The organism is Kitasatospora sp. NPDC056181 (assembly GCF_042266225.1).
Lineage (GTDB): Bacteria > Actinomycetota > Actinomycetes > Streptomycetales > Streptomycetaceae > Kitasatospora.
Genome location: NZ_JBHJUK010000125.1, coordinates 1 through 26,994 on the forward strand (window position 1 = coordinate 1; position 26,994 = coordinate 26,994).

Annotated in this window: 19 protein-coding genes and 1 pseudogene; 11 read left to right on the forward strand and 9 right to left on the reverse strand. The window is 72.3% G+C overall.

The annotated features are described in order from the left end of the window. Positions 1 to 171: 171 nt before the first annotated feature. From ACFC1F_RS33485 to ACFC1F_RS33505, 5 genes are all read left to right on the forward strand, one after another. A complete protein-coding gene (locus ACFC1F_RS33485) occupies positions 172 to 609 on the forward strand; it encodes a BlaI/MecI/CopY family transcriptional regulator (RefSeq protein ID WP_148644219.1) in 438 nt (145 codons plus the stop codon). Between the two features lie 9 nt (positions 610 to 618). Next, positions 619 to 1,155, forward strand: coding sequence for an amino-acid N-acetyltransferase (locus tag ACFC1F_RS33490; protein WP_148644218.1), 537 nt, complete (start codon positions 619 to 621; stop codon positions 1,153 to 1,155). A 92-nt stretch (positions 1,156 to 1,247) separates the two neighbouring features. After that, entirely contained in the window at positions 1,248 to 1,598 is a 351-nt protein-coding gene (locus tag ACFC1F_RS33495; RefSeq protein WP_209413649.1) for an Lsr2 family protein, read from the forward strand. A 771-nt stretch (positions 1,599 to 2,369) separates the two neighbouring features. Beyond that, complete coding sequence (locus tag ACFC1F_RS33500; RefSeq protein ID WP_209413650.1) at positions 2,370 to 4,889, forward strand: ATP-dependent Clp protease ATP-binding subunit; 2,520 nt, start codon at positions 2,370 to 2,372, stop codon at positions 4,887 to 4,889. A 353-nt stretch (positions 4,890 to 5,242) separates the two neighbouring features. Then, positions 5,243 to 7,594 (forward strand): immune inhibitor A domain-containing protein, encoded by a 2,352-nt coding sequence (locus tag ACFC1F_RS33505; RefSeq protein ID WP_209413651.1) that lies wholly within the window; start codon positions 5,243 to 5,245, stop codon positions 7,592 to 7,594. Positions 7,595 to 7,753: 159 nt separating this feature from the next. Here the strand turns inward: ACFC1F_RS33505 and ACFC1F_RS33510 are convergent, their stop codons facing one another. Next, positions 7,754 to 8,923, reverse strand: a complete 1,170-nt coding sequence (locus tag ACFC1F_RS33510; protein ID WP_376164035.1) for a threonine aldolase family protein — start codon at positions 8,921 to 8,923, stop codon at positions 7,754 to 7,756. A 385-nt stretch (positions 8,924 to 9,308) separates the two neighbouring features. On the opposite strand from ACFC1F_RS33510, the gene ACFC1F_RS33515 reads away from it, so the two are divergent. Then, complete coding sequence (locus ACFC1F_RS33515; protein ID WP_376164037.1) at positions 9,309 to 10,244, forward strand: M23 family metallopeptidase; 936 nt, start codon at positions 9,309 to 9,311, stop codon at positions 10,242 to 10,244. A gap of 108 nt (positions 10,245 to 10,352) precedes the next feature. Here ACFC1F_RS33515 and ACFC1F_RS33520 read toward each other — a convergent pair whose 3' ends face one another. Then, on the reverse strand, positions 10,353 to 10,982 hold the full coding sequence (locus ACFC1F_RS33520; RefSeq protein WP_209413654.1) for a TetR/AcrR family transcriptional regulator: 630 nt from the start codon (positions 10,980 to 10,982) through the stop codon (positions 10,353 to 10,355). A 227-nt stretch (positions 10,983 to 11,209) separates the two neighbouring features. Between ACFC1F_RS33520 and ACFC1F_RS33525 the strand changes: the two genes are divergently transcribed. Continuing rightward, complete coding sequence (locus ACFC1F_RS33525; protein WP_376164039.1) at positions 11,210 to 12,823, forward strand: MDR family MFS transporter; 1,614 nt, start codon at positions 11,210 to 11,212, stop codon at positions 12,821 to 12,823. A 126-nt stretch (positions 12,824 to 12,949) separates the two neighbouring features. On the opposite strand, the gene ACFC1F_RS33530 is transcribed toward ACFC1F_RS33525, so the two are convergent. Beyond that, positions 12,950 to 13,879: an A/G-specific adenine glycosylase gene (locus ACFC1F_RS33530; RefSeq protein WP_376164041.1), complete on the reverse strand. Its 930-nt coding sequence runs from the start codon at positions 13,877 to 13,879 to the stop codon at positions 12,950 to 12,952. 182 nt (positions 13,880 to 14,061) lie between these two features. Between ACFC1F_RS33530 and ACFC1F_RS33535 the strand changes: the two genes are divergently transcribed. Both ACFC1F_RS33535 and ACFC1F_RS33540 read left to right on the forward strand, forming a co-directional pair. Next, positions 14,062 to 14,976, forward strand: coding sequence for a hypothetical protein (locus ACFC1F_RS33535; protein ID WP_376164043.1), 915 nt, complete (start codon positions 14,062 to 14,064; stop codon positions 14,974 to 14,976). A 159-nt stretch (positions 14,977 to 15,135) separates the two neighbouring features. Next, positions 15,136 to 15,412 (forward strand): annotated as a pseudogene (locus tag ACFC1F_RS33540) (S8 family serine peptidase); the annotation flags it as partial. Positions 15,413 to 15,519: 107 nt separating this feature from the next. Here ACFC1F_RS33540 and disA read toward each other — a convergent pair. Both disA and radA read right to left on the reverse strand, forming a co-directional pair. Next, entirely contained in the window at positions 15,520 to 16,578 is a 1,059-nt protein-coding gene (disA, locus tag ACFC1F_RS33545) for a DNA integrity scanning diadenylate cyclase DisA (RefSeq protein WP_360212808.1), read from the reverse strand. A 188-nt stretch (positions 16,579 to 16,766) separates the two neighbouring features. Continuing rightward, positions 16,767 to 18,278, reverse strand: coding sequence for a DNA repair protein RadA (gene radA, locus ACFC1F_RS33550; RefSeq protein ID WP_376164045.1), 1,512 nt, complete (start codon positions 18,276 to 18,278; stop codon positions 16,767 to 16,769). A 198-nt stretch (positions 18,279 to 18,476) separates the two neighbouring features. Between radA and ACFC1F_RS33555 the strand changes: the two genes are divergently transcribed. Then, complete coding sequence (locus ACFC1F_RS33555; protein WP_376164047.1) at positions 18,477 to 20,621, forward strand: sigma-70 family RNA polymerase sigma factor; 2,145 nt, start codon at positions 18,477 to 18,479, stop codon at positions 20,619 to 20,621. Positions 20,622 to 20,738: 117 nt separating this feature from the next. Here ACFC1F_RS33555 and ACFC1F_RS33560 read toward each other — a convergent pair whose 3' ends face one another. From ACFC1F_RS33560 to ACFC1F_RS33570, 3 genes are all read right to left on the reverse strand, one after another. After that, positions 20,739 to 21,410 (reverse strand): GAP family protein, encoded by a 672-nt coding sequence (locus ACFC1F_RS33560; RefSeq protein ID WP_376164049.1) that lies wholly within the window; start codon positions 21,408 to 21,410, stop codon positions 20,739 to 20,741. Positions 21,411 to 21,672: 262 nt separating this feature from the next. Further along, positions 21,673 to 23,007 (reverse strand): DUF1254 domain-containing protein, encoded by a 1,335-nt coding sequence (locus tag ACFC1F_RS33565; protein ID WP_376164051.1) that lies wholly within the window; start codon positions 23,005 to 23,007, stop codon positions 21,673 to 21,675. Positions 23,008 to 23,157: 150 nt separating this feature from the next. After that, entirely contained in the window at positions 23,158 to 24,483 is a 1,326-nt protein-coding gene (locus tag ACFC1F_RS33570; protein WP_376164053.1) for a DUF1254 domain-containing protein, read from the reverse strand. 281 nt (positions 24,484 to 24,764) lie between these two features. Between ACFC1F_RS33570 and ACFC1F_RS33575 the strand changes: the two genes are divergently transcribed. Next, positions 24,765 to 25,835 carry an NAD-dependent epimerase/dehydratase family protein gene (locus tag ACFC1F_RS33575; protein WP_376164055.1) on the forward strand — a complete coding sequence of 357 codons (1,071 nt, stop codon included), beginning with the start codon at positions 24,765 to 24,767 and terminating at the stop codon, positions 25,833 to 25,835. An 85-nt stretch (positions 25,836 to 25,920) separates the two neighbouring features. Here the strand turns inward: ACFC1F_RS33575 and ACFC1F_RS33580 are convergent, their stop codons facing one another. Continuing rightward, positions 25,921 to 26,970 (reverse strand): family 2 encapsulin nanocompartment cargo protein polyprenyl transferase, encoded by a 1,050-nt coding sequence (locus tag ACFC1F_RS33580; RefSeq protein WP_376164057.1) that lies wholly within the window; start codon positions 26,968 to 26,970, stop codon positions 25,921 to 25,923. Between the last annotated feature and the right edge of the window lie 24 nt (positions 26,971 to 26,994).

The following is a 26,994-nucleotide window of genomic DNA, read 5'->3' on the forward strand; positions in this document are numbered from 1 at the left end:
AACCCGCAGCGGGGGGGGGCCCCCCACCCCAATGTGGGCCGGGGGCCAATCCCCCGTCCGCCCCCCACTAACCCGGGGGCGCCCCCTGCCCCTTTCCGGGGGGGGGGGGGCGCGCCGGTTTGGTGGCACTTCACAAGATTTGCCCCATTCACTCCCTATCCTGGCCGCACTATGGTCCGGCAACTCGGCGAACTTGAGAACGCCATCATGACCCGGGTGTGGCAGTGGAACCGACCGGTCACGGTTCGCGAGGTTCTCCTGGATCTGCAGGCGGAACGCGAAATCGCGTACACCACGGTGATGACCGTCCTGGACAAGCTCCACAGAAAGGGCTGGCTGCGCCGCGAGCGCGCCGGCCGGGCCTATCGATATGAGCCGGTGTCGTCCCGCGAGGCGTACACGGCGGCGCTGATGAACGACGCCTGGGCCACCAGTGACAATCCCGCGGCCGCCCTGGTGCACTTCTTCGGCCTGATGTCGCCCGAGCAACGGGAGGCGCTGCGGGACGCGTTGCGGGTGGCAGCCCTGTTCCCGGCCGATCCCGCCCCGCCGGATTCCGCGGAGCCCGGGGCGGATACCGGGGAGACCGGAGCGGGGCCGGCGCGATAACGTCCCGCCATGGAGGTCACCATCCGCCGGGCGCGGACCACGGACGTGCGGACAGTGCGCAGGCTCATCGACGCCTACTCGCGCGACGGCATTCTGCTCGACAAGCCCACCGTCACACTGTTCGAGTCCGTCCAGGAGTTCTGGGTCGCGGAACGCGACGACAACGGCGCGGTGGTGGCCTGCGGCGCACTGCACGTCATGTGGGAAGACCTCGCGGAGGTTCGTACGCTCGCCGTCGATCCGTCCTGCCGCGGACACGGCGTCGGACATCTGCTGCTGGAGAAGCTGCTGCAGACCGCCCGCTGGCTGGGCGTCCGTCGGATTTTCTGCCTGACGTTCGAGGTGCCCTTCTTCGCGAAACACGGTTTCGTCGAGATCGGCGAGCTCCAGGAAACCGATGATGGTACGACAGACCCGGCGGCGATCGCTACGGATGTCTATGAAGAACTTCTCCGCTCGTACGATGAAGGTGTCGCGGAGTTCCTCGACCTGGAGCGCGTGAAGCCCAACACTCTGGGCAACTCGCGCATGCTGCTGCACCTGTGAGCGGCTCCCGACCCCCTCAGGGGTTTGTGTTTTCCGCTGAAAGGCGCTTTCCTTTCCTTAGGCAATGGGTCGTTTAGCGGAAAGGGAAGCCCGTGGCACAGAGGGTGCAGGTCATTCTTGAAGACGATCTCGACGGCGGTTCGGCGGACGAGACGGTGACGTTCGCGCTCGACGGCGTTGCCTACGAGATCGACCTGAAGAGCGCCAACGCGGACAAGCTCCGCGGTCTGCTGGCGCCGTACGTGGAGAAGGGCCGCAAGCAGAGCGGCCGGCTCGCAGGCGCCCGCCGTCCGGGCCGCGGCACCACCCCGCGCCCGTCCGGCAGCGCTCCGGACACCGCGAAGATCCGGGCGTGGGCCAAGGAGCAGGGCCTGGAGGTCAACGACCGCGGCCGGGTCCCGAGCAACGTCCGGCAGGCCTACGAGGAGGCCAACGCATCCTGACCCCGGCGCCGTCGCAGGGCCGGAACGGGTGCGGGGTGCCGGCGCGAGCCGGAGGCGTTCCCGGCACACGCGCGGGGCGCGGAGGGTCCTCCTCCGCGCCCCGCGGCACGTGCCGGGGCAGCAGCCGGCCCGGGGGCGGGCGCCCGTTCGGGCACCCGCAGGGGCAGCGGTGGGGGCACCGGTCCGGCCGGTGTTCCGGGAACCGGTGTCCGGGACCCGCACCGGACGGTGTTCCGGGATCCGCCGCGGGCCGCCTCCCGGACCGCGTTCGGGGCGGTGTTCCGGGCGGCGGAACAATCACAGGCTGTGCAACGCTGTAGGAGCGAAGCGGTAACGCCGGCACCACCGGGACGGCCTACCGGCCGTAGCTGCCGCGGCTGAATCACCGTCACCGCCGGCCGACTTCTCGCCAGGCGAACACCGCCACCGCGGAAACTGCGCGAGAACCGCCCCGATACCGGGTATGAATGCAGGTGGACGGGGTCCTGGACCCCGCCCGGGGCAGTTAGCGCGACCGGACGGGGGCTGTCCGGATCCGCCGGGCCCGGCGTTGTTCGCCGATGGCGTAGCGGTATCTGGTGCATCCGGCCCACCTGTGGGAACACCGTCTTCCAGCATCAGGTTGGGATTGGTGTCGGCTGGTCGCGCAGCAAGTCGCTCCCGTACCGGGGAGTGAATCCGTGGGCCGCGCCGCTGAGCGGGACTAGCATGCGGAAGGACAGGGCGGGGACCGACCCCGAACTGCCCGACCGCTCTGAGGAGCGATAAACGATGTTCGAGAGGTTCACCGACCGCGCGCGGCGGGTTGTCGTCCTGGCTCAGGAAGAAGCCCGGATGCTCAACCACAACTACATCGGCACCGAGCACATCCTCCTGGGTCTGATCCACGAGGGTGAGGGTGTCGCCGCTAAGGCCCTGGAGAGCCTCGGGATTTCTCTTGAGGCCGTTCGCCAGCAGGTCGAGGAGATCATCGGCCAGGGCCAGCAGGCCCCGTCCGGTCACATTCCCTTCACGCCCCGGGCGAAGAAGGTCCTGGAGCTTTCGCTCCGCGAGGCCCTGCAGCTCGGCCACAACTACATCGGTACCGAGCACATCCTGCTCGGCCTGATCCGCGAGGGCGAGGGCGTCGCCGCCCAGGTCCTGGTGAAGCTGGGCGCCGACCTCAACCGGGTGCGCCAGCAGGTCATCCAGCTGCTCTCCGGGTACCAGACCGGTGGCGGCAAGGAGTCGGCCACGGCCGGCGGGCCCGCCGAGGGCACCCCGTCGACCTCGCTGGTCCTGGACCAGTTCGGCCGCAACCTCACCCAGGCCGCCCGCGAGGCCAAGCTCGACCCGGTCATCGGGCGCGAGAAGGAGATCGAGCGGGTCATGCAGGTGCTGTCCCGCCGCACCAAGAACAACCCCGTGCTGATCGGTGAGCCCGGCGTCGGCAAGACCGCCGTGGTCGAGGGCCTGGCCCAGGCGATCGTCAAGGGCGAGGTCCCGGAGACGCTCAAGGACAAGCAGCTCTACACGCTGGACCTCGGTGCCCTGGTGGCCGGCTCGCGCTACCGCGGTGACTTCGAGGAGCGCCTGAAGAAGGTGCTCAAGGAGATCCGCACCCGCGGCGACATCATCCTGTTCATCGACGAGCTGCACACCCTGGTCGGCGCGGGCGCCGCCGAGGGCGCCATCGACGCCGCCAGCATCCTCAAGCCGATGCTGGCCCGTGGCGAGCTGCAGACCATCGGTGCCACCACGCTCGACGAGTACCGCAAGCACCTGGAGAAGGACGCCGCGCTGGAGCGCCGCTTCCAGCCGATCCAGGTCGCCGAGCCGTCGCTGCCGCACACCATCGAGATCCTCAAGGGCCTGCGCGACCGGTACGAGGCCCACCACCGGGTCTCCATCACGGACGCCGCCCTGGTCGCCGCCGCCACCCTGGCCGACCGCTACATCTCGGACCGCTTCCTGCCGGACAAGGCCATCGACCTGATCGACGAGGCCGGCTCCCGGATGCGCATCCGCCGGATGACCGCGCCGCCGGACCTGCGCGAGTTCGACGAGAAGATCGCCGACGTGCGCCGCGAGAAGGAGAGCGCGATCGACGCGCAGGACTTCGAGAAGGCCGCGTCCCTGCGCGACGACGAGAAGCAGCTCCTGCAGGCCAAGGCCAAGCGCGAGAAGGAGTGGAAGGCCGGCGACATGGACGTCGTCGCGGAGGTGGACGAGGAGCTCATCGCCGAGGTCCTGGCCACCGCCACCGGCATCCCGGTCTTCAAGCTCACCGAGGAGGAGTCCTCCCGGCTGCTGCGCATGGAGGACGAGCTGCACAAGCGCGTCATCGGCCAGAAGGACGCCATCAAGGCGCTCTCCCAGGCCATCCGGCGCACCCGTGCGGGCCTCAAGGACCCGAAGCGCCCCGGCGGCTCGTTCATCTTCGCCGGCCCGTCCGGTGTCGGTAAGACCGAGCTGTCCAAGACGCTCGCCGAGTTCCTCTTCGGCGACGAGGACGCGCTGATCTCGCTCGACATGTCGGAGTTCTCGGAGAAGCACACCGTCTCCCGGCTCTTCGGCTCGCCCCCCGGCTACGTGGGCTACGAGGAGGGCGGCCAGCTCACCGAGAAGGTGCGCCGCAAGCCGTTCTCCGTCGTCCTCTTCGACGAGGTCGAGAAGGCCCACCCGGACATCTTCAACTCGCTGCTGCAGATCCTGGAGGACGGTCGCCTGACCGACTCCCAGGGCCGCGTGGTCGACTTCAAGAACACCGTCATCATCATGACGACCAACCTCGGCACCCGGGACATCTCCAAGGGCTTCAACCTGGGCTTCGCGGCCACGGGTGACACCCAGACCGGGTACGAGCGGATGAAGGCGAAGGTCGGCGAGGAGCTCAAGCAGCACTTCCGCCCCGAGTTCCTGAACCGCGTCGACGACATCGTGGTCTTCCACCAGCTGTCCGAGGAAGACATCATCCAGATCGTCGACCTGATGATCGACAAGGTGGACGGCCGCCTCAAGGACCGCGACATGGGCCTGGAGCTCAGCGTCGAGGCCAAGAAGCTGCTGGCCAAGCGCGGCTACGACCCGATCCTGGGTGCCCGTCCGCTGCGCCGCACCATCCAGCGCGACATCGAGGACCACCTCTCCGAGAAGATCCTCTTCGGCGAGCTGCGGGCCGGCCACATCGTGGTCGTCGGTGTCGAGGGCGAGGGCAAGGAAGCGAAGTTCACCTTCACCGGTGTGGAGAAGTCCGCGGTTGCGGACACTCCGGCCGCGGTTGCCTCGCCGGGTCCGGACCTGACGAAGTAGCAACATTTAACAGATAACAGACAACGGTCTGAGCCCCCGGCGTTCGCGCCGGGGGCTCAGACCGTTTTGCGCGCGTTGGCAAAACCTGTGATCCACCCCACGAAGCCGCAGGTGGGGGCCGCGGCCAGGGGGTGGTGCGAGTGCGACCAAATCAACCGTCATCTTTAATGCCAATGGTGTTGACAGATCGTCAGCTGATAGGGAGTCGCGGAGCATAGCGGTGTGGCCATGTCACGGTCAAGGTCTATCTTTTCCGTCGACCCTTGGATCAAATGTCGTCCACCTGTCTTTCATTTGGTTTACCGGAAGGCCATGAGCCGGACCGGTTTGGGGAGGACGTCACAACGTTGAAGATGACCAGGAAAGCCGCTGCGGGCGTTTCGGCCGCCGCGGTCATAGCCGCGCTCGGCGCGGGGCTGCTCCCGGGCACGGCCTACGCCGCCGGGTCCGCCCCGGTTCCGCAGGACCCGGCCGACGCCGTTCAGGTCAGCACTGAGCACAACCTGCCGGGCCCGCTCACCGAGAAGGTCGAGGCCGAGCAGAAGGCCGCCACCGAGCAGCTCCTCGCCGGCACCGCCAAGATCGAGCAGCACGGCGGCGGCAGCAGCATCAAGCTCGGCAAGGACAAGTACGTCGAGCTGGCCCGTGAGCGCACGGACAAGATCTTCACCATCCTGGTCGACTTCAGTGACCAGGTGGACAACACCACGAAGACGCCGGACGGCAAGGTCAAGTTCGGTGGCACCCCCGGTCCGGTGCACAACCAGATCGAGAAGCCCGACGCGGCGACCAACAACTCGACGCTCTGGCAGGCTGACTACAACCAGCAGCACTACCAGGACATGTACTTCAGCAAGACCCAGGACTCGCTGAAGACGTTCTACGAGAAGCAGTCCTCGGGCCGCTACACCGTCGACGGCCAGGTCACCGACTGGGTCAAGGTGCCGTGGAACGAGGCCCGTTACGGCTCGGACTACTGCGGCCAGCACGTCTGCAACAACGCGCAGGACCTGATCCGCGACGGCATCAACGCCTGGGTCGCCGACCAGAAGGCCAAGGGCCAGACGGACGCTCAGATCAAGGCCGTCATCTCGCAGTACGACCAGTGGGACCGGTACGACTACAACCACAACGGCAACTTCAACGAGCCGGACGGTTACATCGACCACTTCCAGATCGTGCACGCCGGTGAGGACCAGTCGGCGGGCGGCGGCAAGCAGGGCACCGACGCGCTCTGGGCCCACCGCTCGTACGTCTACGGCACCCAGCGCGGCTCGACCGGCCCGGCGAACAACCTGCTCGGCGGCACCCCGGTCGGCGACACCGGCATCTGGATCGGCGACTACACCATGCAGCCGGAGAACGGCGGCCTCGGTGTCTTCGCCCACGAGTACGGTCACGACCTCGGTCTGCCGGACCTGTACGACACCTCGGGCAGCGGGATCGACAACTCGGTCGGCTTCTGGTCGCTGATGTCCTCCGGCTCCTGGCTGGGCGAGGGCAAGAACTCGATCGGCGACATGCCGAACGACCTCGACGTCTGGAGCAAGCTCAAGCTCGGCTGGCTGAAGTTCGACAAGGCCAAGGCCGGCACCGAGTCGACGCACCACATCGGCCCGGTGGAGTACAACTCCAAGCTGCCGCAGGCGCTCGTCGTCGACCTGCCCAAGAAGACCGTCACCACCGTGATCAACACCCCGTTCGCGGGTGCCAACGAGTGGTGGAGCGGTAGCGCCGACGACCTCGACGTCACGATGACCCGCGACGTCGACCTGACCGGCAAGACCTCCGGCTCGCTCAAGGCCAAGGCCTGGTACGACCTGGAGCAGGACTTCGACTACGCCTACGGCGAGGTCTCCACCGACGGTGGCGCCACCTGGAAGACCCTTGAGGGCACCTTCAACGGCACCGCCCTCCCGCACAACGCCGCCGACAAGGCGTCGCTGAGCGGCAACTCGGGCGACAAGTGGGGCGACCTGGTCTTCCCGCTCGACGCCTACGCCGGCAAGGCCGTCAAGGTCCGCTTCCACAACACCACCGACGGTGGCCTGCACCTCAAGGGCCTGGCCCTGGACGAGATCAGCATCACCGCCGACGGCGCCACCGTCTTCACCGACGGCGCCGAGAACGGTGACAACGGCTGGGCCGCCAAGGGCTTCTCCCGCATCGCCGGCAAGTTCTCGAACGAGTACGCGAACTACTACATCGCCGAGAACCGCCAGTACATCTCGTACGACCGGACCCTCAAGACCGGCCCGTACAACTTCGGCTTCGGTACCGCCAAGCCGAACTGGGTGGAGCACTACCCGTACCAGGCCGGTCTGCTGATCTGGTACTGGGACGAGTCGCAGACCGACAACAACGTCACCAACCACCCGGGCGAGGGTCTGATCCTCCCGATCGACTCGCACCCGACCCCGATCAAGTGGGCCGACGGCACCCTGATGCGCCCCCGCATCCAGGGCTACGACTCGACCTTCGGCTCGCGCAAGACCGACGCGCTGACCCTGCACAAGGCCGGCGTCGAGACCGTCGTCCCGCGCGCCAAGGGCGTCGACGAGTTCAGCGACCTGAAGTCGTACTGGTCCGAGGACAACAAGTACAGCAGCGTCAAGGTCCCGAAGACCGGCACCAGCATCGAGGTCGAGAACGAGTCCTCGAACTACCTGGAGACCTGGATCCGGGTCCGCCCGGTCGACAACTGATCGAAACGAGCAGTGACGATCAGCCTCTGACCAGGCATCACTGAATCACCCGTCCGGCCCGTCCCCGCACCTGCGGGGGCGGGCCGGACGTTCTTTCAGCCCGGCTCCCCCGACTCAGGACGGCTCAGGACGACGCAAAGGGCCCGGTTCAGTTGCGGTTCAGAGCGACTGCCTCGGCAGCAGGGCGAGAAAGGCGTCCACCGCCTCCGCGATCTCCTTCTCGGTCCAGTCCAGCGCGTCGGCCGCCACGGTGACCTCGGTCATCGACAGGCCGGGCAGTTCCCGCTCCCGCCAGGCGCCGAACAGGGCCGTCCCCGCCTCCTCCGCCAGCCGCAGGCCCGCGGTGTCCAGCTCCTCCGGGGTGTAGGGCAGCCAGAGCTGGAACTGGTGGGTGTGCGGCGGCGCCGGGTGGACCCGCGCGCCCGGGACCACGGCGAACGCCTCCGCGAGCGCCGCCGCGACCGTCTTGGCGTGCGTCACGTACCCGGCCAGCCGCGGCAGTTCGCGCTCCAGCCCGGCCAGGGCGGCCAGCGCGGCCGGCCACTGCTGGAAGAGCTGGCCCCCGTAGCGGTGCCGCCAGGCCCTGGCGGTCCGGACGAAGGCCGAGCCGCCGGCCAGCGCGGCACCGCTGATCCCGCCGAGCGTCTTGTAGAAGGAGACGTAGACCGAGTCGGCCGTCGCGGTGATCTCCGGCAGCGAACGCCCGAAGTGGACGGCCGACTCCCAGATCCGCGCGCCGTCCAGGTGCAGCGCCGCCCCGTGCCCCTCCCGGACCACCGCGGCGACCGCCTCCAGCTCCGCCCAGGTCGGCAGGACGAACCCGGCCTCGCGCAGGGGCAGCTCCACGATCATCGCGGCGTACGGCTCGTCGAACGCCTCCAGCTCGGCCACCGTCGGCAGCCGCGGCGCGACGGTGGGCCAGACGCTGCGCAGGCCCCCGAGCACGGTGAGGGCGTGCCGTTCGTGCTGCTCGGTGTGGCCGAGCGGGTGCGTCGCGACCGTCGGCAGGCGGGCGGCCTCGGCGTGGATCCGCAGCGCCACCTGCTGGGCCATGGTGCCGGTCGGGAAGAACGCCGCATCCTCGGTGCCGAGCAGCCCGGCGACCTTCTGCTCCAGGTCGCCGACCACGCCGTCGCCGTACATGTCCGGCCGGCGGTCCAGGTCGTACACGCCCTCGGCGTCCTCGGCCAGAGCGGCCAGGTGCTCGCGCAGGGTCCGCGGCCGGGTGCCGGAGAGCAGCCGCTCGCAGCCGCGCCGCGCGGCGAAGCGGCGCTCCTGGAGGCCCGGACCGTGGCCGCCTTCGGTGGATTCGCTCCTGTTGGGATACATGTGTCGATGGTCCCGCAGTGGAGGCCTCCGGTCAGCGGTGCGGGCGCGTGCCCCGGATCCGTACCCCGGAGGCGTCCAAACCCCGGAGGCGGGTGGCACTGGTCACAGCGGCCCGCGGCAGTACGACCACCGGTAGTAGATGGCCCGGACGGACGCACGGAACGGCCCAGGCCGTGAACCGACGACCGGATCGTCTGATTGTTACTCCGTCAGATTGAATCTCCGGCGCCACGCCGACTACACGCCGTAGTACGTCACACCGTTTGGGACTCCGCTCGGTGACGGTTACACCTGAGTGGTCCCCCCTCAGCACGCCCGAACGGGCTCGTTGTGCCGCCCCCGTACGTCCGTGAGGTTGAGCTCCCCGATGTCTTCCGTCCCGCCCATGGGGCCGGCCCTCCGCCGCCTCGCCGCCCGCGCGGCGACCCGGGCGGCGGCCTGGCAGCCCCGGCTCGGCCAGGCCGTCCGCACCCACGCCGCCCCGCTGCGCGCGCTCACCGCGCCCGGCCACACCCTGCCCCTCGGCCCGCTCAGGGCCGAGGGGCACCGCACCGTCACGGCGGTCGGGGCCAGCGCGGTGATACTGTCCGGCGCCCTGCTGGTCGCCGCCCCCGGCAGCGCCTCGGCGCAGACGGTCATACCGACCACCCCCGGCAGCTCGGCGTTCACGGCCGCGCAGGGCGCGGCTCCCGCCGCGTCCCTCGTCCAGGTGGCGGGCCCGAGCTCGTACAAGCTGCCGCACCAGCACGACTCCGCCCAGGAGTACGTGGCGGTCGCCGCCAACCTGCTGGCCACCGAGCCGCCCGCGGCCGCCCCGGCACCGTCCGCCGACCAGGCGCCCGCCGCCGAGCCTGCCCCCGAGCCCGCGCCCGCTCCGGCCCCCGCCCCGGCTCCGGCCCCGGCCCCGGCTCCCGACTGGTCCGCCCCCGTCCCGGGCGCGCCGACCAGCAACCCGTACGGGGTGGCCAACCCCGAGTACGCGGCCGGCTACCACACCGGGGTGGACTTCGCGGTCGCCCCCGGCACCCCGCTGCTCGCGGTCGGCAACGCCACCGTCGTGTCGGCCGGCTGGGACGGCGCCTACGGCAAGGAGGTCGTGCTCCGGCTCTCCGACGGGCGCTTCGCGCAGTACGCGCACATGTCGTCGATCTCGGTTTCGGCGGGCGAGCGGGTGTCGGCGGCCGAGCAGATCGGCAAGTCCGGGAGCACCGGCAACTCGACCGGGCCCCACCTGCACTTCGAGATCCGCTCCAGCAACCACTACGGCTCGGTGATCAACCCGATCGCGTACCTCTCCGGGCACGGGGTCACCGGGTTCTGAGCGGCCCACAGTTCCGACGGGCCCCAGGGCGCGGCCGGGCGGCCGGGCCCTGGGGCGCGGTCGGGCGCCCCGGCCGTCACCGGGTGTTCGAGTGCGGCCCCGGCCCGGTCAGACGCGCGCCGCGGGGTGGTCGATCAGCGCGCCGATCTCCAGCGCGACCCGCTGCGCGGCCGCCATCGCCTCCTCCAACGTGGCCACCTTCACCGCGTCGTCCGGCACGTGCCCGGCCGCCTCTTCGTCGGAGGTGTCCTGCTTGAGCAGGAACAGCGCCGAGTTGATGGCGAACAGCGACATCGCGGCGCGCAGCCGGTCCTCGAAGGTGGCCTCCGGGCCGTGCACCAGCCGGACCATCGCGACCATCCGCTCCTTGAACTCCAGCCCGGCCGGCGAGTCGCGCAGCGCGGGCTGGTTCTCGTGGAAGAAGCGCAGCAGCGGCGCCCGCTCGGACATGCCCGCCGCGAACCGCCGGATCAGCTCGTCCCGCAGCTCCGGCGTCCAGGGCCGCTCACGCCCCCACGCGATGGTCTCGTCGATCGGGGCGGCCATGCTCTCGACGATGCCGTGGACGATGTCGTCCTTGGTCTTGAAGTGGTAGTAGAGCGCGGCCTTGGTGACGCCCAGCCGGTCGGCGATCTCCCGCAGCGAGGTCTGCTCGTAGCCCTGCTCGGAGAAGAGCTCCAGTGCCACCACGATGATGCGGGCCCGGGTGTCGCTGCGGGGGCTGTGCGGAGTACCCATGGCCTGCCTCATGACTGCGTCGGTTGACTTCTACTCGTTCGCCGGGTGCCGTTCGGCACCTTCCCCCGGGCTCATTCTCCCTGCCCAGGACACCGGCCGGGAAACTGGCTTGACGACCGGCTAGCGAACAACCTACCGTGCCCACGGTCAACAAACTAGCCGGGCGACAAGTAAGTGAGCCGCGAAGGCCCGACCGGTCGTCCGATCCTGTCCGGGAGACCCCACCCATGTCACAACCCAAGGCCGACAACCCGGCACCGGAGAAGAAGACGTCCGAGGAGGAGGAGCAGCCGCGCTCCCCCCGTGAGATCCGCCTGGTGATGGTCGGCCTGGTGGTCACCATGCTGCTCGCCATGCTCGACGGCCTGATCGTCGGCACCGCGATGCCGACCATCGTCGGCGACCTCGGCGGCGCCGAGCACCTCTCGTGGGTGGTCACCTCGTACACCCTGGCCACCGCCGCCTCCACCCCGATCTGGGGCAAGCTCGGCGACCTCTACGGCCGCAAGGGCACCTTCCTCACCTCGATCGTGATCTTCCTGGTGGGTTCGGCCCTCTCCGGCCTCTCCCAGAACATGAACGAGCTGATCGGCTTCCGCGCCCTCCAGGGCCTGGGCGCCGGCGGTCTGATGGTCGGCGTGATGTCGATCATGGGCGCGCTGGTCCCGCCGCGCGACCGCGGCAAGTACCAGGGCATGTTCGCCGCGGTGATGGCGCTCGCCACCATCGGCGGCCCGCTGGTCGGCGGCTTCATCACCGACCACCTGAGCTGGCACTGGACCTTCTACATCAACCTGCCGCTCGGCGCGGTCGCGCTCGCCGTCGTCATGGTCACCCTGAAGCTGCCGAAGGTCCGCAGCAAGGCCCGGATCGACTACCTCGGCGCCGTCCTGCTCACCACCGGCATCACCGCACTGACCCTGATCACCACCTGGGGCGGCCAGGAGTACGCCTGGGGCTCCAAGCAGATCCTGGGCCTGGCCGCGCTGGCCGCCGCCACCCTGATCGCCTTCTGCTACGTCGAGCAGCGGGTCCAGGAGCCGATGCTCCCGCTCGGCCTGTTCAAGAACCTGAACTTCACCCTGGTCTCGATCATCGGCTTCGTGGTCGGCTTCGTGATGTTCGGCTCGACCGTCTTCCTGCCGCTGTACCAGCAGATCGTCCAGGGCGCCTCGGCCACCAACTCCGGCCTGCTGCTGATGCCGATGATGTTCGGCATGCTGGTCGTCTCGCTGGTGGTCGGCCAGGCGGTGACCAAGACCGGCAAGTACCGGATCTTCCCGATCATCGGCACGATCGTGATGACCGTCGGCATGGTGCTGCTCTCCACGCTCTCCACCGACACCAGCAGCTTCGTCGCCTCCTGCTGGATGGTGGTGCTCGGCGCCGGCATGGGCTTCCTGATGCAGATCACCATGCTGGTCGCGCAGAACAGCGTCGAGCTGAAGGACATGGGTGTGGCCAGCTCCACCGCCACGCTGTTCCGCACCATCGGCGGCTCCTTCGGCGTCGCCCTGTTCGGTGCGCTGTTCAACAACCGCGTCGCCGCGACCATGAAGGACCGGCTCGGCGAGGCGGCCGCGAACGGCGGCGGCAAGGGTGACCCGAGCCAGCTGAGCCCGGCCGCACTCAAGGCGCTGCCCGCCCCCGTCCAGGACGCCTACCACCACGCCGTGGCCAACGGCATGCACACCGTCTTCCTGTGGGGCGCCGGGGTCGCGGTGGTCGCGGTCGCCGCCGCGCTCTTCATGCGCGAGGTCCCGCTGCGCGGCGCCGGTGGGCCGGCGCCGGAGGGCGACGGCAAGGCCACCGAGCCCAACGCCGAGGCCGTCGCGATCTGACGTCCCGCCACCCGGAGATCCCCCTCTTCCTGTCAGGAGAGGGGGATTTCCTGTTTCCGTCCGCCGGACGTCCGCCGGACCGGCGGGAGCCGCAGCGGCGGCGCGCACGGCCGCCGCTGCGGGCGACTACTGCGGCAGCCGGTAGACACCCTGCTCGACCGGCTCCACCAGGCCGTCGGCGACCAGGCCGTCCAGCGCCCGGGCCCGCTGCACCGCGTCCGGCCAGACGGCGTCCAGCCGGGCCTGCTCGACCGTGCCGTGCTCGGCGCGCAGCACCGCCAGCAGCTTCCCGCGGACCTGCCGGTCGGTCCCCTCGTACGACTGGCCGCGCCGGGCCGGGCCCTCGTACGGCGGGCGGCCGGCCCGCTGCCAGGCGCAGCCGGCGAACAGCGGGCAGCCGCCGCACTCCGGGCTCCGGGCCGTGCAGACCAGGGCGCCCAGCTCCATCACGGCGACGGCCCAGGTCGCCGCCGTCGCGGTGTCGTCGGGAAGCAGCGCGGTCGCCGTCCGCCGCTCGGCGGCCGTGGTGGCCTGCGCCGGGTACTCGACACCCGTCACCGCCCGGGCGAACACCCGGCGGACGTTGGTGTCCAGCACCACGTGGCGCTGCTGGAAGGCGAACGAGGCGACCGCGGCCGCCGTGTACTCCCCCACCCCGGGCAGCGAGAGCAGCGTCGCGTGGTCGTCCGGGACGAGGCCGCCGTGCTCCTCGGTGATCGCCACCGCTGCCGCGTGCAGGCGCAGCGCCCGCCGCGGGTAACCGAGCCGGCCCCACATCCGGACCGCCTCACCGGGCGCCTCGGCGGCCAGGTCGGCCGGCGTCGGCCACCGCTCCAGCCACGCCGCGTAGGCGGGCAGCACCCGCTTCACCGGGGTCTGCTGGAGCATGAACTCGCTCACCATCACGGCCCAGGGCGAGGCCTCGGGAGTCCGCCAGGGCAGCTCGCGGGCGTTGGCCTCGTACCAGCCGAGGACGGTCGAGTGCAGCACCGGCAGCGGCATCGGCAGCGGGTCGGCGGCGGCACGGGGGGCGGGGGTGACGGTGATGGCAGCCATGGCCCTTCGATCCTCCCACGCCCGCCCGGGCATCCGAAGCGGAGTGGGTGGCTCCGGATCGTCTCGCGAAACCCCCCGCCCGGCCTCCCCCGAACGGCGCAAATGGCGGATCATGTGAAGGAAGGGGCGACTGTGCGGTGTTGGTGAGTCACAGGGCACACACTGTCTCGTAGAGTTTGGGCGTGCCCTCTCTCCGTCAACCCGTGGGACCGCTGCCGGCTTCGATCTACTGGCGACGGCGCGTCGTCGTGCTCGTCGCCGTCGCCGCGGTCGTCGCCCTGATCGCCTGGCTGATGTCCGATCAGGGCGGTGGCGACGGCGGATCATCCGGCAAGGCCGCGCAGGCCGCACCCTCCCAGTCCCAGACCCCCGCCCAGGCGATCACGCCCGGCGCCTCCCCCAGCGGCTCCGCGAACAACTCGCGCCCCGGCAGCGGCGGCAGCGGCGGTACCAACCCGGGCGGCGGCGCGGTCTCCGGCTCCGGCGGCGGCGACGTCAGCCTCAGCACCGGCGGCACGGGCGGCACGCCCAACCCCGCCCCCGCGACCGGCGGTGCGGCGGGCGGCGGCGCCGCGGGCGGTGCGGCCGCGGGCGGCGGTACGGCCGGCGGCACCGGTGGCGGCACCAGTGGCAGCGGCGGAAGCGGCGGCGGCGCCCCCGCGGTGAACACCCCCGAGGTCATGGCCCTGCCCGTCTGCGCGTCCTCGCAGGTGACGCTGGAGCTGGCCGGGGCCCAGAACTCCTACCAGCCCAAGGACAAGCCGAAGCTGGCGCTGACCGTCCACAACTCCTCGGCCGCCAACTGCCGGGTGGACCTCGGCCGGACCGCCTCCGCCATCACCGTGACGGCCAGCAACGGCGAGCGCATCTGGTCCTCCGGCGACTGCCCGTCCGACCGGGGTGGCAACTGGGTGCAGATCCCGGCGAACGGCAGCCTGACCGAGACCTTCACCTGGGACCGCAGCCGCAGCAAGCAGCAGTGCGCCACGGCCGACCCGGCGCCCGCACCGGCCGGCAACTACCTGGTGGTCGCCGACCTCACCGGCCTCTCCGGCGGCCAGGTGTCGGCGCGCTCCTCGATCCGCCTGGAGAGCTGAGCCCGCCTCACCCCGCCTTCCCGAAGCCCCGGCCTTCCCGCCGGGGCTTCGGCGTGTTTCCGGGTGCTCGCAGGCGGCGCCCGGGGCGGTCCCGGGGCTTATGAGCCCCCGTCCCGGGGCACCGGGGGCGGTCTTTCCCGGGCGGCCCACCCGCGCGGGGCGAGCTACTCCAACTACCGCAGCCGGGTCGACCTCTTCGCCCCCGGCAGCTCCATCACCTCGGCCTGGAACACCGGCGACACCGCCACCAACACCATCTCCGGCACCTCGATGGCCGGCCCGCACGTGGCCGGCGCGGCGGCGGTCTACCTCTCGTACCACCCGGGGGGCCACCCCGGCGGGCGTCACCACGGCCCTCACCTCGGCCGCGACCAGCGGCAGGCTCACCTCGATCGGCAGCGGCAGCCCCAACCTGCTGCTCCGCGTAACGCAGTAACGGGCCCGCGACGACGGAACGGCCCCCGGGGGATCAACTCCCCGGGGGCCGTTCCACGCGTCCGGTGTTCCACGCGTCCGGTGTTCACCTGTCCAGCGGCGTGCCGGTCAGACGTAGCGCTCCAGGATGGACGACTCGGCAAGGCGGGACAGACCCTCGCGGACCGAGCGGGCCCGCGTCTCGCCGACGCCCTCGACCGTCTGCAGATCGTCGATGCTGGCCGCCAGCAGCTTCTGCAGCCCGCCGAAGTGCTCGACCAGCCGCTCTATCACCGTGTTGGGCAGGCGCGGGATCTTGGCCAGCAGCCGGTAGCCGCGCGGCGAGACCGCCGAGTCCAGCGACTCCGGCGAGCCCGAGTAGCCGAGCGCCTTCGCCACCGTCTGGAGGTCGAGCAGCTCGGCGTGGGTCAGCGCCTCCAGGTCGGCCAGCACCTCGTTGACCGTCCGGCCCTTCTTGGCGGCCCGCTCCGGGAAGTAGTCCCGCGCGACCAGCTCGCGCTCCGGCTCCACGCCCGCGATCAGCTCGTCCAGCTGGAGCGAGAGCAGCCGGCCGTCGATGCCGAGCTCCAGCACGTAGCCGGCGATCTCGGTGGCGATCAGCCGGACCATCTCCAGGCGCTGGGCGACGGCGGTGACGTCGCGGACCGTCACCAGGTCCTCGATCTCCAGGGCGGAGAGCGTGCCGGCGACCTCGTCCAGGCGGAGCTTGTACCGCTCCAGGGTTGCCAGCGCCTGGTTGGCGCGGGAGAGGACGGTGGTGGAGTCCTCCAGGACCCGGCGGGTGCCGTTGACGTACATCGCGATCAGCCGCATCGAGTGCGAGACCGCGACCACCGGGAACCCGGTCTGCCGGTTGACCCGCTCCGCGGTGCGGTGCCGGGTGCCGGTCTCGTCGGTGGGGATGGTGGAGTCCGGCATCAGGTGCACCCCGGCCCGGACGATCTTGGTGATGTCCTTGTCCAGCACCACGGCGCCGTCGAGCTTGCACAGCTCGCGCAGCCTGGTGGCGGTGAACTCGACGTCCAGGACGAACCCGCCGGTGCAGATCGACTCGACCGTCTTGTCGAATCCGAGCACGATGAGACCACCGGTGTTGGCCCGCAGCACGCGTTCCAGGCCGTCACGCAGCCCCGTGCCGGGCGCGATGGCGGTGAGGGAGGCCCGCAGCAGGGCCTCCTCGCGGGAGGACTTGTCCGCCCGGTCGCTGGCTGCCACGTGACTCCTCCGGTCGACCCCGTGCCGCGCGCCTCGCGCCGTGCGCCGGCCTACGGTCTGTTGCTCTGTCGCTTAGTACTGCCTTATCACCAATGAGACAGGGGAAAGTCTAACTGCGTGCGGCAACGACAGGGCTTGGGTCAGCGCAGTTCGTCGGAGTCGAGCGGCTCCCAGCCCTCCATCAGCTCCTCCGCGTAGGCCGCGACGGGGGGTGCGGAGGCGGCCCGGCGCGGAGTGGGCGGCGCCGACGGTGCCTCACCGCGCGGCTTGGCGGCGGCCCGGCGGCGGCCCGGGATGGCCCGCAGCGCCTCGCCGATGTCCGCGACCTCGACCACCTTCATCCCCGGCGGCACCTTGCCCGGGTCCGGCGGGACCAGGGCGTGGGTGAAGCCCAGTCGGTGCGCCTCGGCCAGGCGCCGCTGCACACCCGTCACCCGCCGCACCTCGCCCGCCAGGCCGACCTCGCCGATGGCCACCAGGTTGCTCGGCAGCGGGGTGTCGGTGGAGGAGCTGGCCACCGCGAGTGCGACCGCGAGGTCGGCGGACGGCTCGCTCAGCTTCACCCCGCCCACCGTCGCGGTGTAGATGTCCTGCTTGCCGAGCTTGACCCCGCCGTGCCGCTCGACCACGGCCAGGATCATCGCGATCCGGGGTGACTCCAGTCCCGAGGTCGTCCGGCGCGGGGACGGGATCTGCGAATCCACCATGAGCGCCTGCACCTCGGCCACCAGCGGGCGCTTGCCCTCCAGCGTGACGGTGAGGCAGGTGCCCGGGACGGGCTTGTCACGCCTGGTCAGGAAGAGGCCGGACGGGTCGGCCAGGCCGACGATGCCCTCGTCGTGCAGCTCGAAGCAGCCCACCTCGTCGGTGGCGCCGTAGCGGTTCTTGACCCCGCGGATGAGGCGCAGCCGGGCGTGCCGGTCCCCCTCGAAGCTGAGCACCACGTCCACCAGGTGCTCCAGCAGGCGGGGGCCGGCGATCTGGCCGTCCTTGGTGACGTGGCCGACCAGCAGGGTGGCCATGCCGCGCTCCTTGGAGGCCCGGATCAGCGCGCCCGCCACCTCGCGGACCTGCGCCGGGCCGCCGGGGGCGCCGTCCAGCTCCGCGGAGGCGATGGTCTGCACCGAGTCCAGGATCAGCAGGCCGGGACCGACCGCCTCGATGTGCCCGAGGACGGCGCCGAGGTCGGACTCGGCGGCGAGGTAGAGGTGGTCGGAGAGGGCGTTGATCCGGTCCGCGCGCAGCCGGACCTGGCCGGCCGACTCCTCGCCGGTGACGTAGAGCGTGCGGTGCTGGGCGGAGGCCGCCTTGGCCGCGACGTCCAGCAGCAGGGTGGACTTGCCCACACCCGGCTCACCGGCCAGCAGCACCACGGCGCCCGGGACCAGGCCGCCGCCGAGCACCCGGTCCAGCTCGGGCACACCGGTGGAGCGGGCCGTCGCCACCTGGCCGTCCACCTGGGCGATCGGGCGGGCGGGCGCGCTGACCGGGCCGGCGGCCGTCGTCCGGATCGGGACGGCGCCGTACTCCTCGACCGTGCCCCAGGCGTTGCACTCCGGGCACCGGCCGACCCATTTGGGCAGCTGGTTGCCGCACTCGGTGCAGCGGTACGCCGGGCGCGGCTTGGCGGTGGTCTTGGTGCGGGCAGCCATGCGGTCACCGTAGCGCCTGGGTACGACAACGGGCCGCGGGCCGGGGCGGGCAGGGGGCGCGGACCGCGTGTGCAGGGGGCGCGGACCGGACGCGGGGGCTCGTGGAAGGTCCACGAATGGGCGATGTTGTTACCCGAAAGAAGTACAACAGCAGGGAATGGCCCGGACTCGGCGCCCCGTCTCTCTACCGTCGGACGGGTGACAACGAGTACTGAAGGGCCGCGCGACCCCGTGCTCGCGGCGTACGAGCGGCAGGTGGACGGTCTGTTCACCTACTGCCTCTCGGTGCTGTGCGAGCACGACGCGGCCGCGGCCGCCCTGCGCGAGGTGCGCGAGCTGGCGCTGCGGCACGGGGCGCGGCTGGCGGAGCCCGGGATGGTGCGGGCCTGGCTGTACTCGCTGGCGCGGTACTCCTGCCTGCGGCGGATGGAGGGCGGGGCGGGGTCCGGTGACGGGCTCCCCGGGGCGGGCGCCGGTCCTACGGGCCTGGTCTCCGGTCCTCCGGGCGTGCTCTCCGGCCCGACAGGCGTGGTCTCCGGTTCGCCGGGCGTGGTCTCCGGTTCGCCGGGTGTCTCCGGTTCGCCGGGCGTCTCCGGCCCCTCGGGCGCGGGGGCGGGCGTGCCGGCGGCCGAGGCGGCCCGGCGGCGGCGCGAGCTGGCCTCGCTCGCCTGGCCCGAGGCGGCCGGCACCGACCCCGAGCAGCGCGAGGCCCTGGAGCTGTCGGTCCGCCACCGGCTCACCCCGATCGAGGTGGCGGCCGTACTGGGCGTCCCGTTCGAGGCGTCCCGTGCGCTGCTCGCCTCGGCCGAGGCGGAGGTCGGCCGGACCAGGACGGCGCTGCTGGTGCTCGGCGTCGGCAGCTGCCCCGAGCTGGACCGGCTCGGCGGGGCCGGCGCGGAGAGCTGGCGGGACTGGGTGCTCGGCCCGGCACTGCGCCGCGAGCTGGTGCAGCACGTGGTGGACTGCCCGACCTGCCGCGGCACCACCGATCGGGTGGCGGGCGAGGTGACGGAGGGGACGGCGGGCCTCTCGGGCCTGCCCGTGCTGACCGCGCCGTCCGCTCCCGCCGTACGGACGGCAGCGCCGGCGGGCGGGGCCGGCCGGCACGGCGGGGTGCTGTTCCTGCCGCGCGCGACCGGGGCGCCGACGCCGCGGCGGACGGCGGTCCCGGCCCCCGTGGTCGAGCCCGGCCTGCGGTTCGACCAGGGCGGGTTCCCCCGCCACCGCGCGCCGGATGCGGGTCGCGGACCGGCGGTGCGCCGGCGGGTGGTGACCACGGGCGTGCTGGCGGCGGTGCTGGCGGCCCCGGTGGTCGCGCTCTGGGCCGGCCACCGTGGTGGCGGCGGGGCCGGGGCTACGGCTGCGGTCTCCTCCGTCCGGGTCGAGGACGACCAGCGGGCGGCCGGCCGCCGGCCGGGTGGGCCCTGGGGCGCCGGTGCGGAGCCCGGTCAGACCGGGCAGGTCGGCGGGGTGGTGGGTGCCGTCGGGGCGGCTCCCGCGGTGGCAGGGCTGGAGCTTGCCGGGGCCGGACCGCTCCGTGCAGAAACGTTGCTTCCGGGGCTTCAGGGGCCGGCCATCCCGGTTCCGGCGCGCGGCGCGACACCGCTCGGCAGTCCGACGCTGGTCGCCGCACCGGCGCCCGTGGCCGGTGCGGCGGTCGGCCCCGGAGGCGGCGGGCCGGGAGGCGGCGGGCCCGCTCCGGCCGGGCTGCTGACCGTCGAGGCCGGCGAGTACGGGAGCCGGACCGTGCTCACCCTCACCAACTCCGGGGCCACCGAGATCCGCTGGCACGCCGAGGTGGACGCCGCCTGGCTCCGGCTCAGCCGGGAGGCCGGAACGCTCGCACCGGGCCAGCGGATCACCGTGATCGTCACCGTCGACGAGAACCTCGCCCCGGGCACGCACTGGACCGCGAGGATCGCGCTGCCGCCCTCACAGGCCGTGGTGACCCTGGAGGGCGGCCCGCACCACCGGGGCGGCTCCGCCTCGACCCCGGCCGAGCCGACGGGGGGACCGCCGTCGGACACGCCCTCGCCGGGCGGGACTCCGTCCGGCGGGCCGACCGGCGGGCCGACCACCGCGCCCGGCTCGCCGCCGCCCTCCCCCGGCACCACGGCCTCGCCGACGGGGGCCCCCTCGTCGCCCGCGCCGACCCACACACCAGCGCCGACCCACACACCAGCGCCGACCCACACACCAGCGCCGACCCACACACCGGCGCCAACCGGCACGGCGTCGGCCTCGCCGTCGTCCCCGTCGCCGTCGTCGTCCTCGGCGCCGTCGCCCTCGTCGCCCGGGGGTGCGTCGGCCCCCGCGACGACCGGGTCCGCGTCGCCGCGGTGAGCCGGGCGAGGCGCGGCAGGCGGATGGGCGCGGCGGGCAACGTGGGCACGGCAGGCGGATGGGCGCGGCGCGCGGCGCGGGCTGCGCCGGTCGGGAGCGGCGGCCGGGCGGGCGGCCCTACGCGGTCAGTCCCGAGATCGCGTCGCCGGTGAACTTCGTGCCGAGGACGATCAGGATCACGACCGTGATCGCCGCGTTGTGCGCCGCCATCCACGCCTTCCACTCCCCCAGCACCCGGGGCGACCGGTCCCCGCCGAACAGGTAGACCCCCAGCGGCAGCAGCGTGCAGAGTGAGCCGATCAGCACCATCAGCGCGGCCGCGACCGCCTTGCCGCCGCCGGAGGCCGTACTGGTCGCGATGGAGACGGCGCCGCCGACCGCCAGCACCAGGTTCTTCGGGTTGGCCGCGACCAGGACGGCCGCCAGCCCGGCCGCCTTGCCCGGAGTGAACCGGTCGATCGCCTGCATCCACTTCGGCGGACCGTGCACGTGCCCCTCGCGCGGGCGGTCCCGCCACTGCTTGAGGCCCAGCAGCAGGAACAGCACGCCCAGCGCCAGCTTGAGCCACCAGGCCCAGGCCGGCTTGGGGGATCCGGCACTCAGCCCCGAACCGGCCACCACGACCACGCCGACCACGGCCGCCAACGCCGCCACCCAACCGACCGCGAAGGCCAGGCCGTTCACCTTCGCCCTCGGGGTGGCCAGCATCAGGATCATCGCGATCAACGGCATCGGGCTGATCGCGATGCCCACGGCCGAGACCAGCATCTGGCCGACGGCGTCGCCCATCCCTGCATCCCTTCGTCGGTACGACGGGCCGCTCGCCGGCTCCGTGCCCGGGCGGCCGGACCGGGGCCGGCCGCCCGGTTGGCACCGTGCGCGGGTCGCCCTGCTCCCTGTGCGGCCCTCGGCTGCACGTGGCCGTCGGGGTCGTACGTGCTCCTCGGCTGCGCGTGGCCGTCGGTCGTGCGTGATCCTCGGCTGCGCGTGATCGTCGGTCGTGCCCGGCCGTCAGGTCGTGCACGGTCGCCGGCTCGCGTGCCGGTGCGGCTCAGCTCCGCCGGATCGGCGGCACCCGGTAGGTGCCGTCCAGGACGGTCGGCCCCGGCTGGTAGAGCCGGATGACCGGGCGGAACCCGCCCGCCGGGACGGGCAGCCAGTTCGCCGCCCCGGCCGGGTCCGCGGGCTGCTCGTGCTGGAGCCGGAGCGTCAACGACCCGTCCTCGCCGTAGACCAGGCCGGGGGTGCGGTCGCCGATCGAGTACCGCCCGACCGGGTTCGCCACGAGGTAGTGCTCGGGCAGGCCGTACATGGTGACGGACCAGAAGGCGTCGGCCGGCGGGGGCTGGTCGAAGCGCAGCGTGTACGTGTGGGCGCCGTCGAGCGGGTGCCCGTCCGCGTCGTCGGAGGTCATCGCGTACACCGCCTCGTACGCGTGGTTGCCCCAGAGACCGGCGCGGGCGGCGGCGGCCCGGCTGAGGTAGGCGGCGCGGCGGTCGGGGATGCGCCACTCGGGCTCGTCGATCGTGCCGGGGCCGAGGAAGTCGATGTTGTAGTCGAACAGGTGCAGGGTGGTCCGCCACTCGCCGGCCGGGTGGTCCTCCGGCGGCCGGATGGCGTCCTCGACCCGTTCGCGGCCGGCCGCCAGGCCCTTGAGCAGGGCGAGGGTCCACTCGGGCGCGGCGGCCCGGTACGGCGAGGGCCCGGTGTCGAGCAGGCCGAGCGGGGCGAACCGCTGCTGGTACTCGACGTCCGGTGCGGCCGGCGGGAAGGCCGCCATCCAGACCCGGAGCCGTTCGAAGAACGCCAGCCGCTCGGGCACCTCCGGGTCCGGTCCGGGCAACCCGGCGGCGAGCCCGCCCGGCTCCAGCGGTTCGAGCGTCAGCCCGTCCTGGAGGGCGCGGACGCGCGGGAGGTCGTCGGGGCCGGTGCAGGCGAAGCGGCCGACGATGCTGGCCACCGTGGTCGGCGAGACGATCACGTGCTCGTGGTCCGTGGTGGTGCCGTGCCAGCCGGGCGGGACGATCAACCAGGTCTGCGCGCCGGTACCGGTGGCCCGGCGGCCGACGTAGGCGAAGTTGTCGGTCCACGCGTCGACGAACTGCAGGACGTAGTACGCCCCGTCGGTGTCCGGCACGTGCAGCACCTGCGGGCCCTCGGAGAGGTCGAGCTGGGCGACCGAGTAGACGGTGTCGCTGTTGACGGAGACGAACGGGTCGTCCGGTCCGACCAGCCGCCCGGCATGGCTGACCCGGTTGAACGGAGCCGCCGGCAGGATGCCCATGCCGCCCTCGGTGAAGCGCTCGACCATGGTGAGGTCGGAGACCAGGGGGTAGCCGTAGACGTAGGCGTCGGCGGCCAGGGCCTCCAGCTCGGGCTGGGTCATCGGGAGTCCTTCTCGGGTCCGGCGTGGCTACGGGTGGGCGGACGGGCGGCACGGGCCCCCGCGGGCGGACACCGGCCGTGCGGGTGCGGGCGGCGTAGGTGCGAGGCGGGGCGAGTGGCGCGGGGCGCCGGATTAGGGCTCCGCGCCGGCTCAGCGCGGCGTCAGCGGCGGGAGCGTCCAGCGGCCGTCGAGGACCGACTCGTCCGGGCCGTAGAGCCGGATGACCGCGGTGAACGGGCCGTCCGGCGCGGGCAGCCAGTTGTCCGAGTGCTGGGCGTCGGCGGGCCGCTTGTGCTGGACGTAGAGCGTGAGGCCGCCGTCCGCGTCGCGGACCAGTCCGGGGGTCCGGTCGCCGATGGAGTACCGGTCCAGCGTGTTGTCGACCAGCAGACGCTCCGGCAGGGCGTACATGGTGACCGACCAGAAGAACCTGGCGGGCGGCAGCCGGTCCGGGGCGAACCGGAGCGCGTAGTCGTGGTCACTGGCGTTCGGTGGCCGACCGCCCTCGCTGTCGGCGAGCCAGCCGCCGTACCAGGCCTCCTCGACGGGCAGCCCGTACAGGCCCTCCAGCGCGCCGAGCGCCTGCTTCAGGTACGCGGTGCCGACCTGCTCGCGGGTGCCGAAGAGGCCGGTGGAGCCGGAGGTCTCGCGGGCGGCGCGGTCGAGCTCGGCGCGGCCGTCGGCGATGCCGCGCTCGATCTCGGCGCGGACCTCCAACGGCAGGGCGGCGGGCTCGAACTCGCCGCGGCCGTCGACGCCGAGGTCGGTGAGGCGCCCGCGCAGGTCGGCCTCGGCCGGCAGGGCCGGGAAGAACCCGAGCAGGAAGTCGAGGAAGCTGAGGAACTCGATGGAGTCCATCACCTCCTCGCGCCAGACCGGCCAGACCGGGTTCGGGGCCGGCGGCGGCGCCGGGGTGCCGGCGTACTCGTGCAGCGGGCGCAGCCGGTACTGCCGCTGGATCCGCTCCAGCTCCTCCACGGCCTCGGGTGAGGTCCCGGCGAGGTAGGTGCGGCCGACGATGCCGATCAGCCGGGTGGCGGTGCGGATGACGCCCTTGATCCCCTCGGGTGCCTCGCCCTGCCAGTCGGGGCCCGCCACGAGGTAGTCGCCGGCTTCCTGCCCGGTGGCCCGGGTGCCGATGAACCCGGCGTACACGGTGTCGAGTTCGTGCAGCGGGATGACGTAGTAGCGGTCCGCGGCGGGGACGGAGACCACCCACGGCTCGGCCCGCAGGTCGAGCCAGGCCCATGAGTAGGGGGTGTCGTTGTTGGGGGTGACGACGTCGGTGTTGGCCGGGGAGAAGGGCTGCGGATAGTGCCGGAAGACACCGAAGCCCCCGACGTGCCTCGGGTCCGCGTCGTCCACGGCCTGCGCGTACATGGTGCGGTAGTTCTGCAGGATCGGATAGCCGCGGACCCATGCCTCGGCGGCGGTCGCGCGGATGGTGGCCGGATCCACGAGTGCCGGGTTGACCATGCTGTCGCTCTCCCCAGTGCCGGAGCATCGTTCTCAAATCAGACATATCAGTACACGGGGATGCTATGCGGGCCCGATTGGATCAGCACCTCGGCAGGTGGATCAGCGCCCCGGCGGGTGGATCAGCACCTCGGCGGGTGGATCAGCACCCCGGCGGGTGGATCAGCACCCCGGAAGGTGGATCAGCACCCCGGCGGGCTCCGGTGCCCGCCTCGGGCCGGTGCCTCCGCTGGAAGCGAACGGGCGCATGCGGACGACCGGACGGAGGCAGCCTTGCCGGTATGAGAATCCTCCTGCTTGGCGGTTCGTCCTTCCTCGGACGGGCCTTCGCCTCCGAGGCCCTCGCCCGGGGGCACGAGGTGACCACCTTCAATCGCGGTCGCTCCACTGCCGACCTCCCCGGGGTCGAGGTCGTCCGGGGCGAGCGGGACTCCGCCGACGACCTGGCGCGGCTGGTCGAGGGGCGGCACTGGGACGCCGTCGTCGACACCTCGGCACAGCAGCCCGCCCAGACCGTGATCTCCGCACGGCTGCTGCGCGAGCACGCCGACCACTACACCTTCGTCTCCTCCGTGCACGCCTTTGCCGACTGGCCGGGCCAGGTGGTGAACGAGGAGTCGCCGCTGCACCCCTGCCCCGCCGACACGCCGGCCGACCAGCCGTTCAGCAATGCGCTGAAGGCCGGCTGCGAGCGCGCGGTGCTGGAGCACTTCGGCGCCGGACGCACGCTGATCCTCAACAGCGGGCTGCTGATCGGCCCGTACGAGAACGGCGGCCGCCTGCCCTGGTGGCTGGAGCGGATGGCCCGCGGCGGCCCGGTGCTGGCGCCGGGCGACTCGCAGCGCGCGATGCAGGTGATCGACGTCCGCGACTTCGCCGCCTTCGGCATCGGGGTGGTGACCGCCGGGCACACCGGGCGCTACATCACCACCGCCCCGGCCGGGAACATCACCTTCGGGGAGTTCCTGACCACCTGCCGGGAGGTGGTCGGCGAGCCCTCCGACGGCCGACCGCGCGCCGAGCTGGTCTGGGTGGAGGACGGCCCACTGTTGGCCGAGGGCCCGGACAGCGTCCAGCCGTGGCTGGAACTCCCGCTCTGGGCACCGGACATACCGGAGATGGCGGCCGTCTGGCTCGCCGACACCACCCGGGCGCAGGAGGCCGGGCTCCGCTGCCGACCGTTCGCCGAGACCGCGCGCGACACCTGGGCCTGGCTCCAGCAGCGCGAGCCCGCCGAGGACACCAATGCCGACGGCCTCAAGGGCCGCAAGGGCGCTCACCACCTCCAGGGGATCGTCCCGGCGAAGGAGCAGCGCCTGCTCGCGGCGCTGGGAACGACCGACGCCGGTTAACCCTCGCCGGCCCCGGCACAGCCCCTTCGGGGCATGCGTGGGCGGGCAGGAGCCGGACCGACCGGCCCCCGCCCGCCCCGCGGTGTCAGTGCGTGCGGCGGGTGACCAGCTCCGCGAGGGCGAGCAGCTCGTCGGCGGCGGACGGCTCGGGCACCGCCACGGCCAGCTGAGCCATCGCGGTGGCCATCCGCTCACAGGACTCCCCCTGGGCCCAGCCGCGCCCGCCGGCCCCGTCGACGGCGGCCGCACAGCGGTTCAACTCCTCCGGACTGAGGGGGCGTTCAAGCGCGTAGAGCCCGGCAAGGACGTGCCCGTCGGCGGTGCCGGAGCCGAGCGCCGCCACCACCGGCAGCGACTTCTTGCGCGCGACCAAGTCCGCCCCGACCGGCTTGCCGGTGACGGCCGGGTCGCCCCAGATCCCGATCAGGTCGTCGATCAGCTGGAACGCCAGGCCGATCTCGCGGCCGAAGCCGTCCATCGCCTGCGCGGCCTCCTCCGAGGCGCCCGCGTACTGCGCGCCCATCGCACAGGCGGCACCGAGCAGTGCGCCCGTCTTGGCCTCCGCCATCGCCAGGCACTCGGTGAGCGAAACGTCACTGCGCTGCTCGAAGGCGCAGTCGATCTGCTGGCCCTCGCAGAGCTCGACCACGCAGTCGGTCAGCCGGCGGATGGCGCCCTGGGCGGCCGGGTGGGTGTCCTCGGCGAGCAGCCGCAGGGCCAGCGAGTGTAGTGCGTCCCCCACGAGGATGGCCTCGGTGGTGCCGAACACCCGCCAGGCCGTGGGGCGGTGGCGCCTGGTCTCGTCACGGTCGATGACGTCGTCATGGAGCAGGGTGAAGTTGTGGACCAGCTCGACGGCGGCCGCGGCGGCGGTGGCCGCGGCCGGGGTGCCCCCGAGGGCCTGGGTGGCGGCCAGCACCATCGCCGGTCTGATGGCCTTGCCGGAGGGCGCGGTCACCGGTGTGCCGTCCGCCTCCCACCAGCCGAGGTGGTAGCCGGCCACCTTGCGCATCGAGCCGGGCAACGAGTCGACGGCGGCGCGCATCACCGGGTCGACCAGGCCGCGGGCGCGGGCCAGCACGTCCTCCGCCTCGTGCCCCTCGCGGTGGTCGCGTTCCAGCGTGAAGATTCCCATGGGTTCCTCCCCCTGTTGTGACGG

What these genes read in the sequence shown, in the direction of transcription:
- ACFC1F_RS33490 (WP_148644218.1), top strand. Translation starts at nt 619, where the DNA reads ATGGAGGTCACCATCCGCCGGGCGCGGACCACGGACGTGCGGACAGTG.
- radA (WP_376164045.1), bottom strand. Translation starts at nt 18,278, where the DNA reads ATGGCTGCCCGCACCAAGACCACCGCCAAGCCGCGCCCGGCGTACCGC.
- ACFC1F_RS33570 (WP_376164053.1), bottom strand. Translation starts at nt 24,483, where the DNA reads ATGGTCAACCCGGCACTCGTGGATCCGGCCACCATCCGCGCGACCGCC.
- ACFC1F_RS33510 (WP_376164035.1), bottom strand. Translation starts at nt 8,923, where the DNA reads ATGTATCCCAACAGGAGCGAATCCACCGAAGGCGGCCACGGTCCGGGC.
- ACFC1F_RS33485 (WP_148644219.1), top strand. Translation starts at nt 172, where the DNA reads ATGGTCCGGCAACTCGGCGAACTTGAGAACGCCATCATGACCCGGGTG.
- ACFC1F_RS33500 (WP_209413650.1), top strand. Translation starts at nt 2,370, where the DNA reads ATGTTCGAGAGGTTCACCGACCGCGCGCGGCGGGTTGTCGTCCTGGCT.
- ACFC1F_RS33575 (WP_376164055.1), top strand. Translation starts at nt 24,765, where the DNA reads ATGAGAATCCTCCTGCTTGGCGGTTCGTCCTTCCTCGGACGGGCCTTC.
- ACFC1F_RS33525 (WP_376164039.1), top strand. Translation starts at nt 11,210, where the DNA reads ATGTCACAACCCAAGGCCGACAACCCGGCACCGGAGAAGAAGACGTCC.
- ACFC1F_RS33565 (WP_376164051.1), bottom strand. Translation starts at nt 23,007, where the DNA reads ATGACCCAGCCCGAGCTGGAGGCCCTGGCCGCCGACGCCTACGTCTAC.
- ACFC1F_RS33530 (WP_376164041.1), bottom strand. Translation starts at nt 13,879, where the DNA reads ATGGCTGCCATCACCGTCACCCCCGCCCCCCGTGCCGCCGCCGACCCG.
- ACFC1F_RS33560 (WP_376164049.1), bottom strand. Translation starts at nt 21,410, where the DNA reads ATGGGCGACGCCGTCGGCCAGATGCTGGTCTCGGCCGTGGGCATCGCG.
- ACFC1F_RS33580 (WP_376164057.1), bottom strand. Translation starts at nt 26,970, where the DNA reads ATGGGAATCTTCACGCTGGAACGCGACCACCGCGAGGGGCACGAGGCG.
- ACFC1F_RS33505 (WP_209413651.1), top strand. Translation starts at nt 5,243, where the DNA reads ATGACCAGGAAAGCCGCTGCGGGCGTTTCGGCCGCCGCGGTCATAGCC.
- ACFC1F_RS33515 (WP_376164037.1), top strand. Translation starts at nt 9,309, where the DNA reads ATGGGGCCGGCCCTCCGCCGCCTCGCCGCCCGCGCGGCGACCCGGGCG.
- ACFC1F_RS33520 (WP_209413654.1), bottom strand. Translation starts at nt 10,982, where the DNA reads ATGGGTACTCCGCACAGCCCCCGCAGCGACACCCGGGCCCGCATCATC.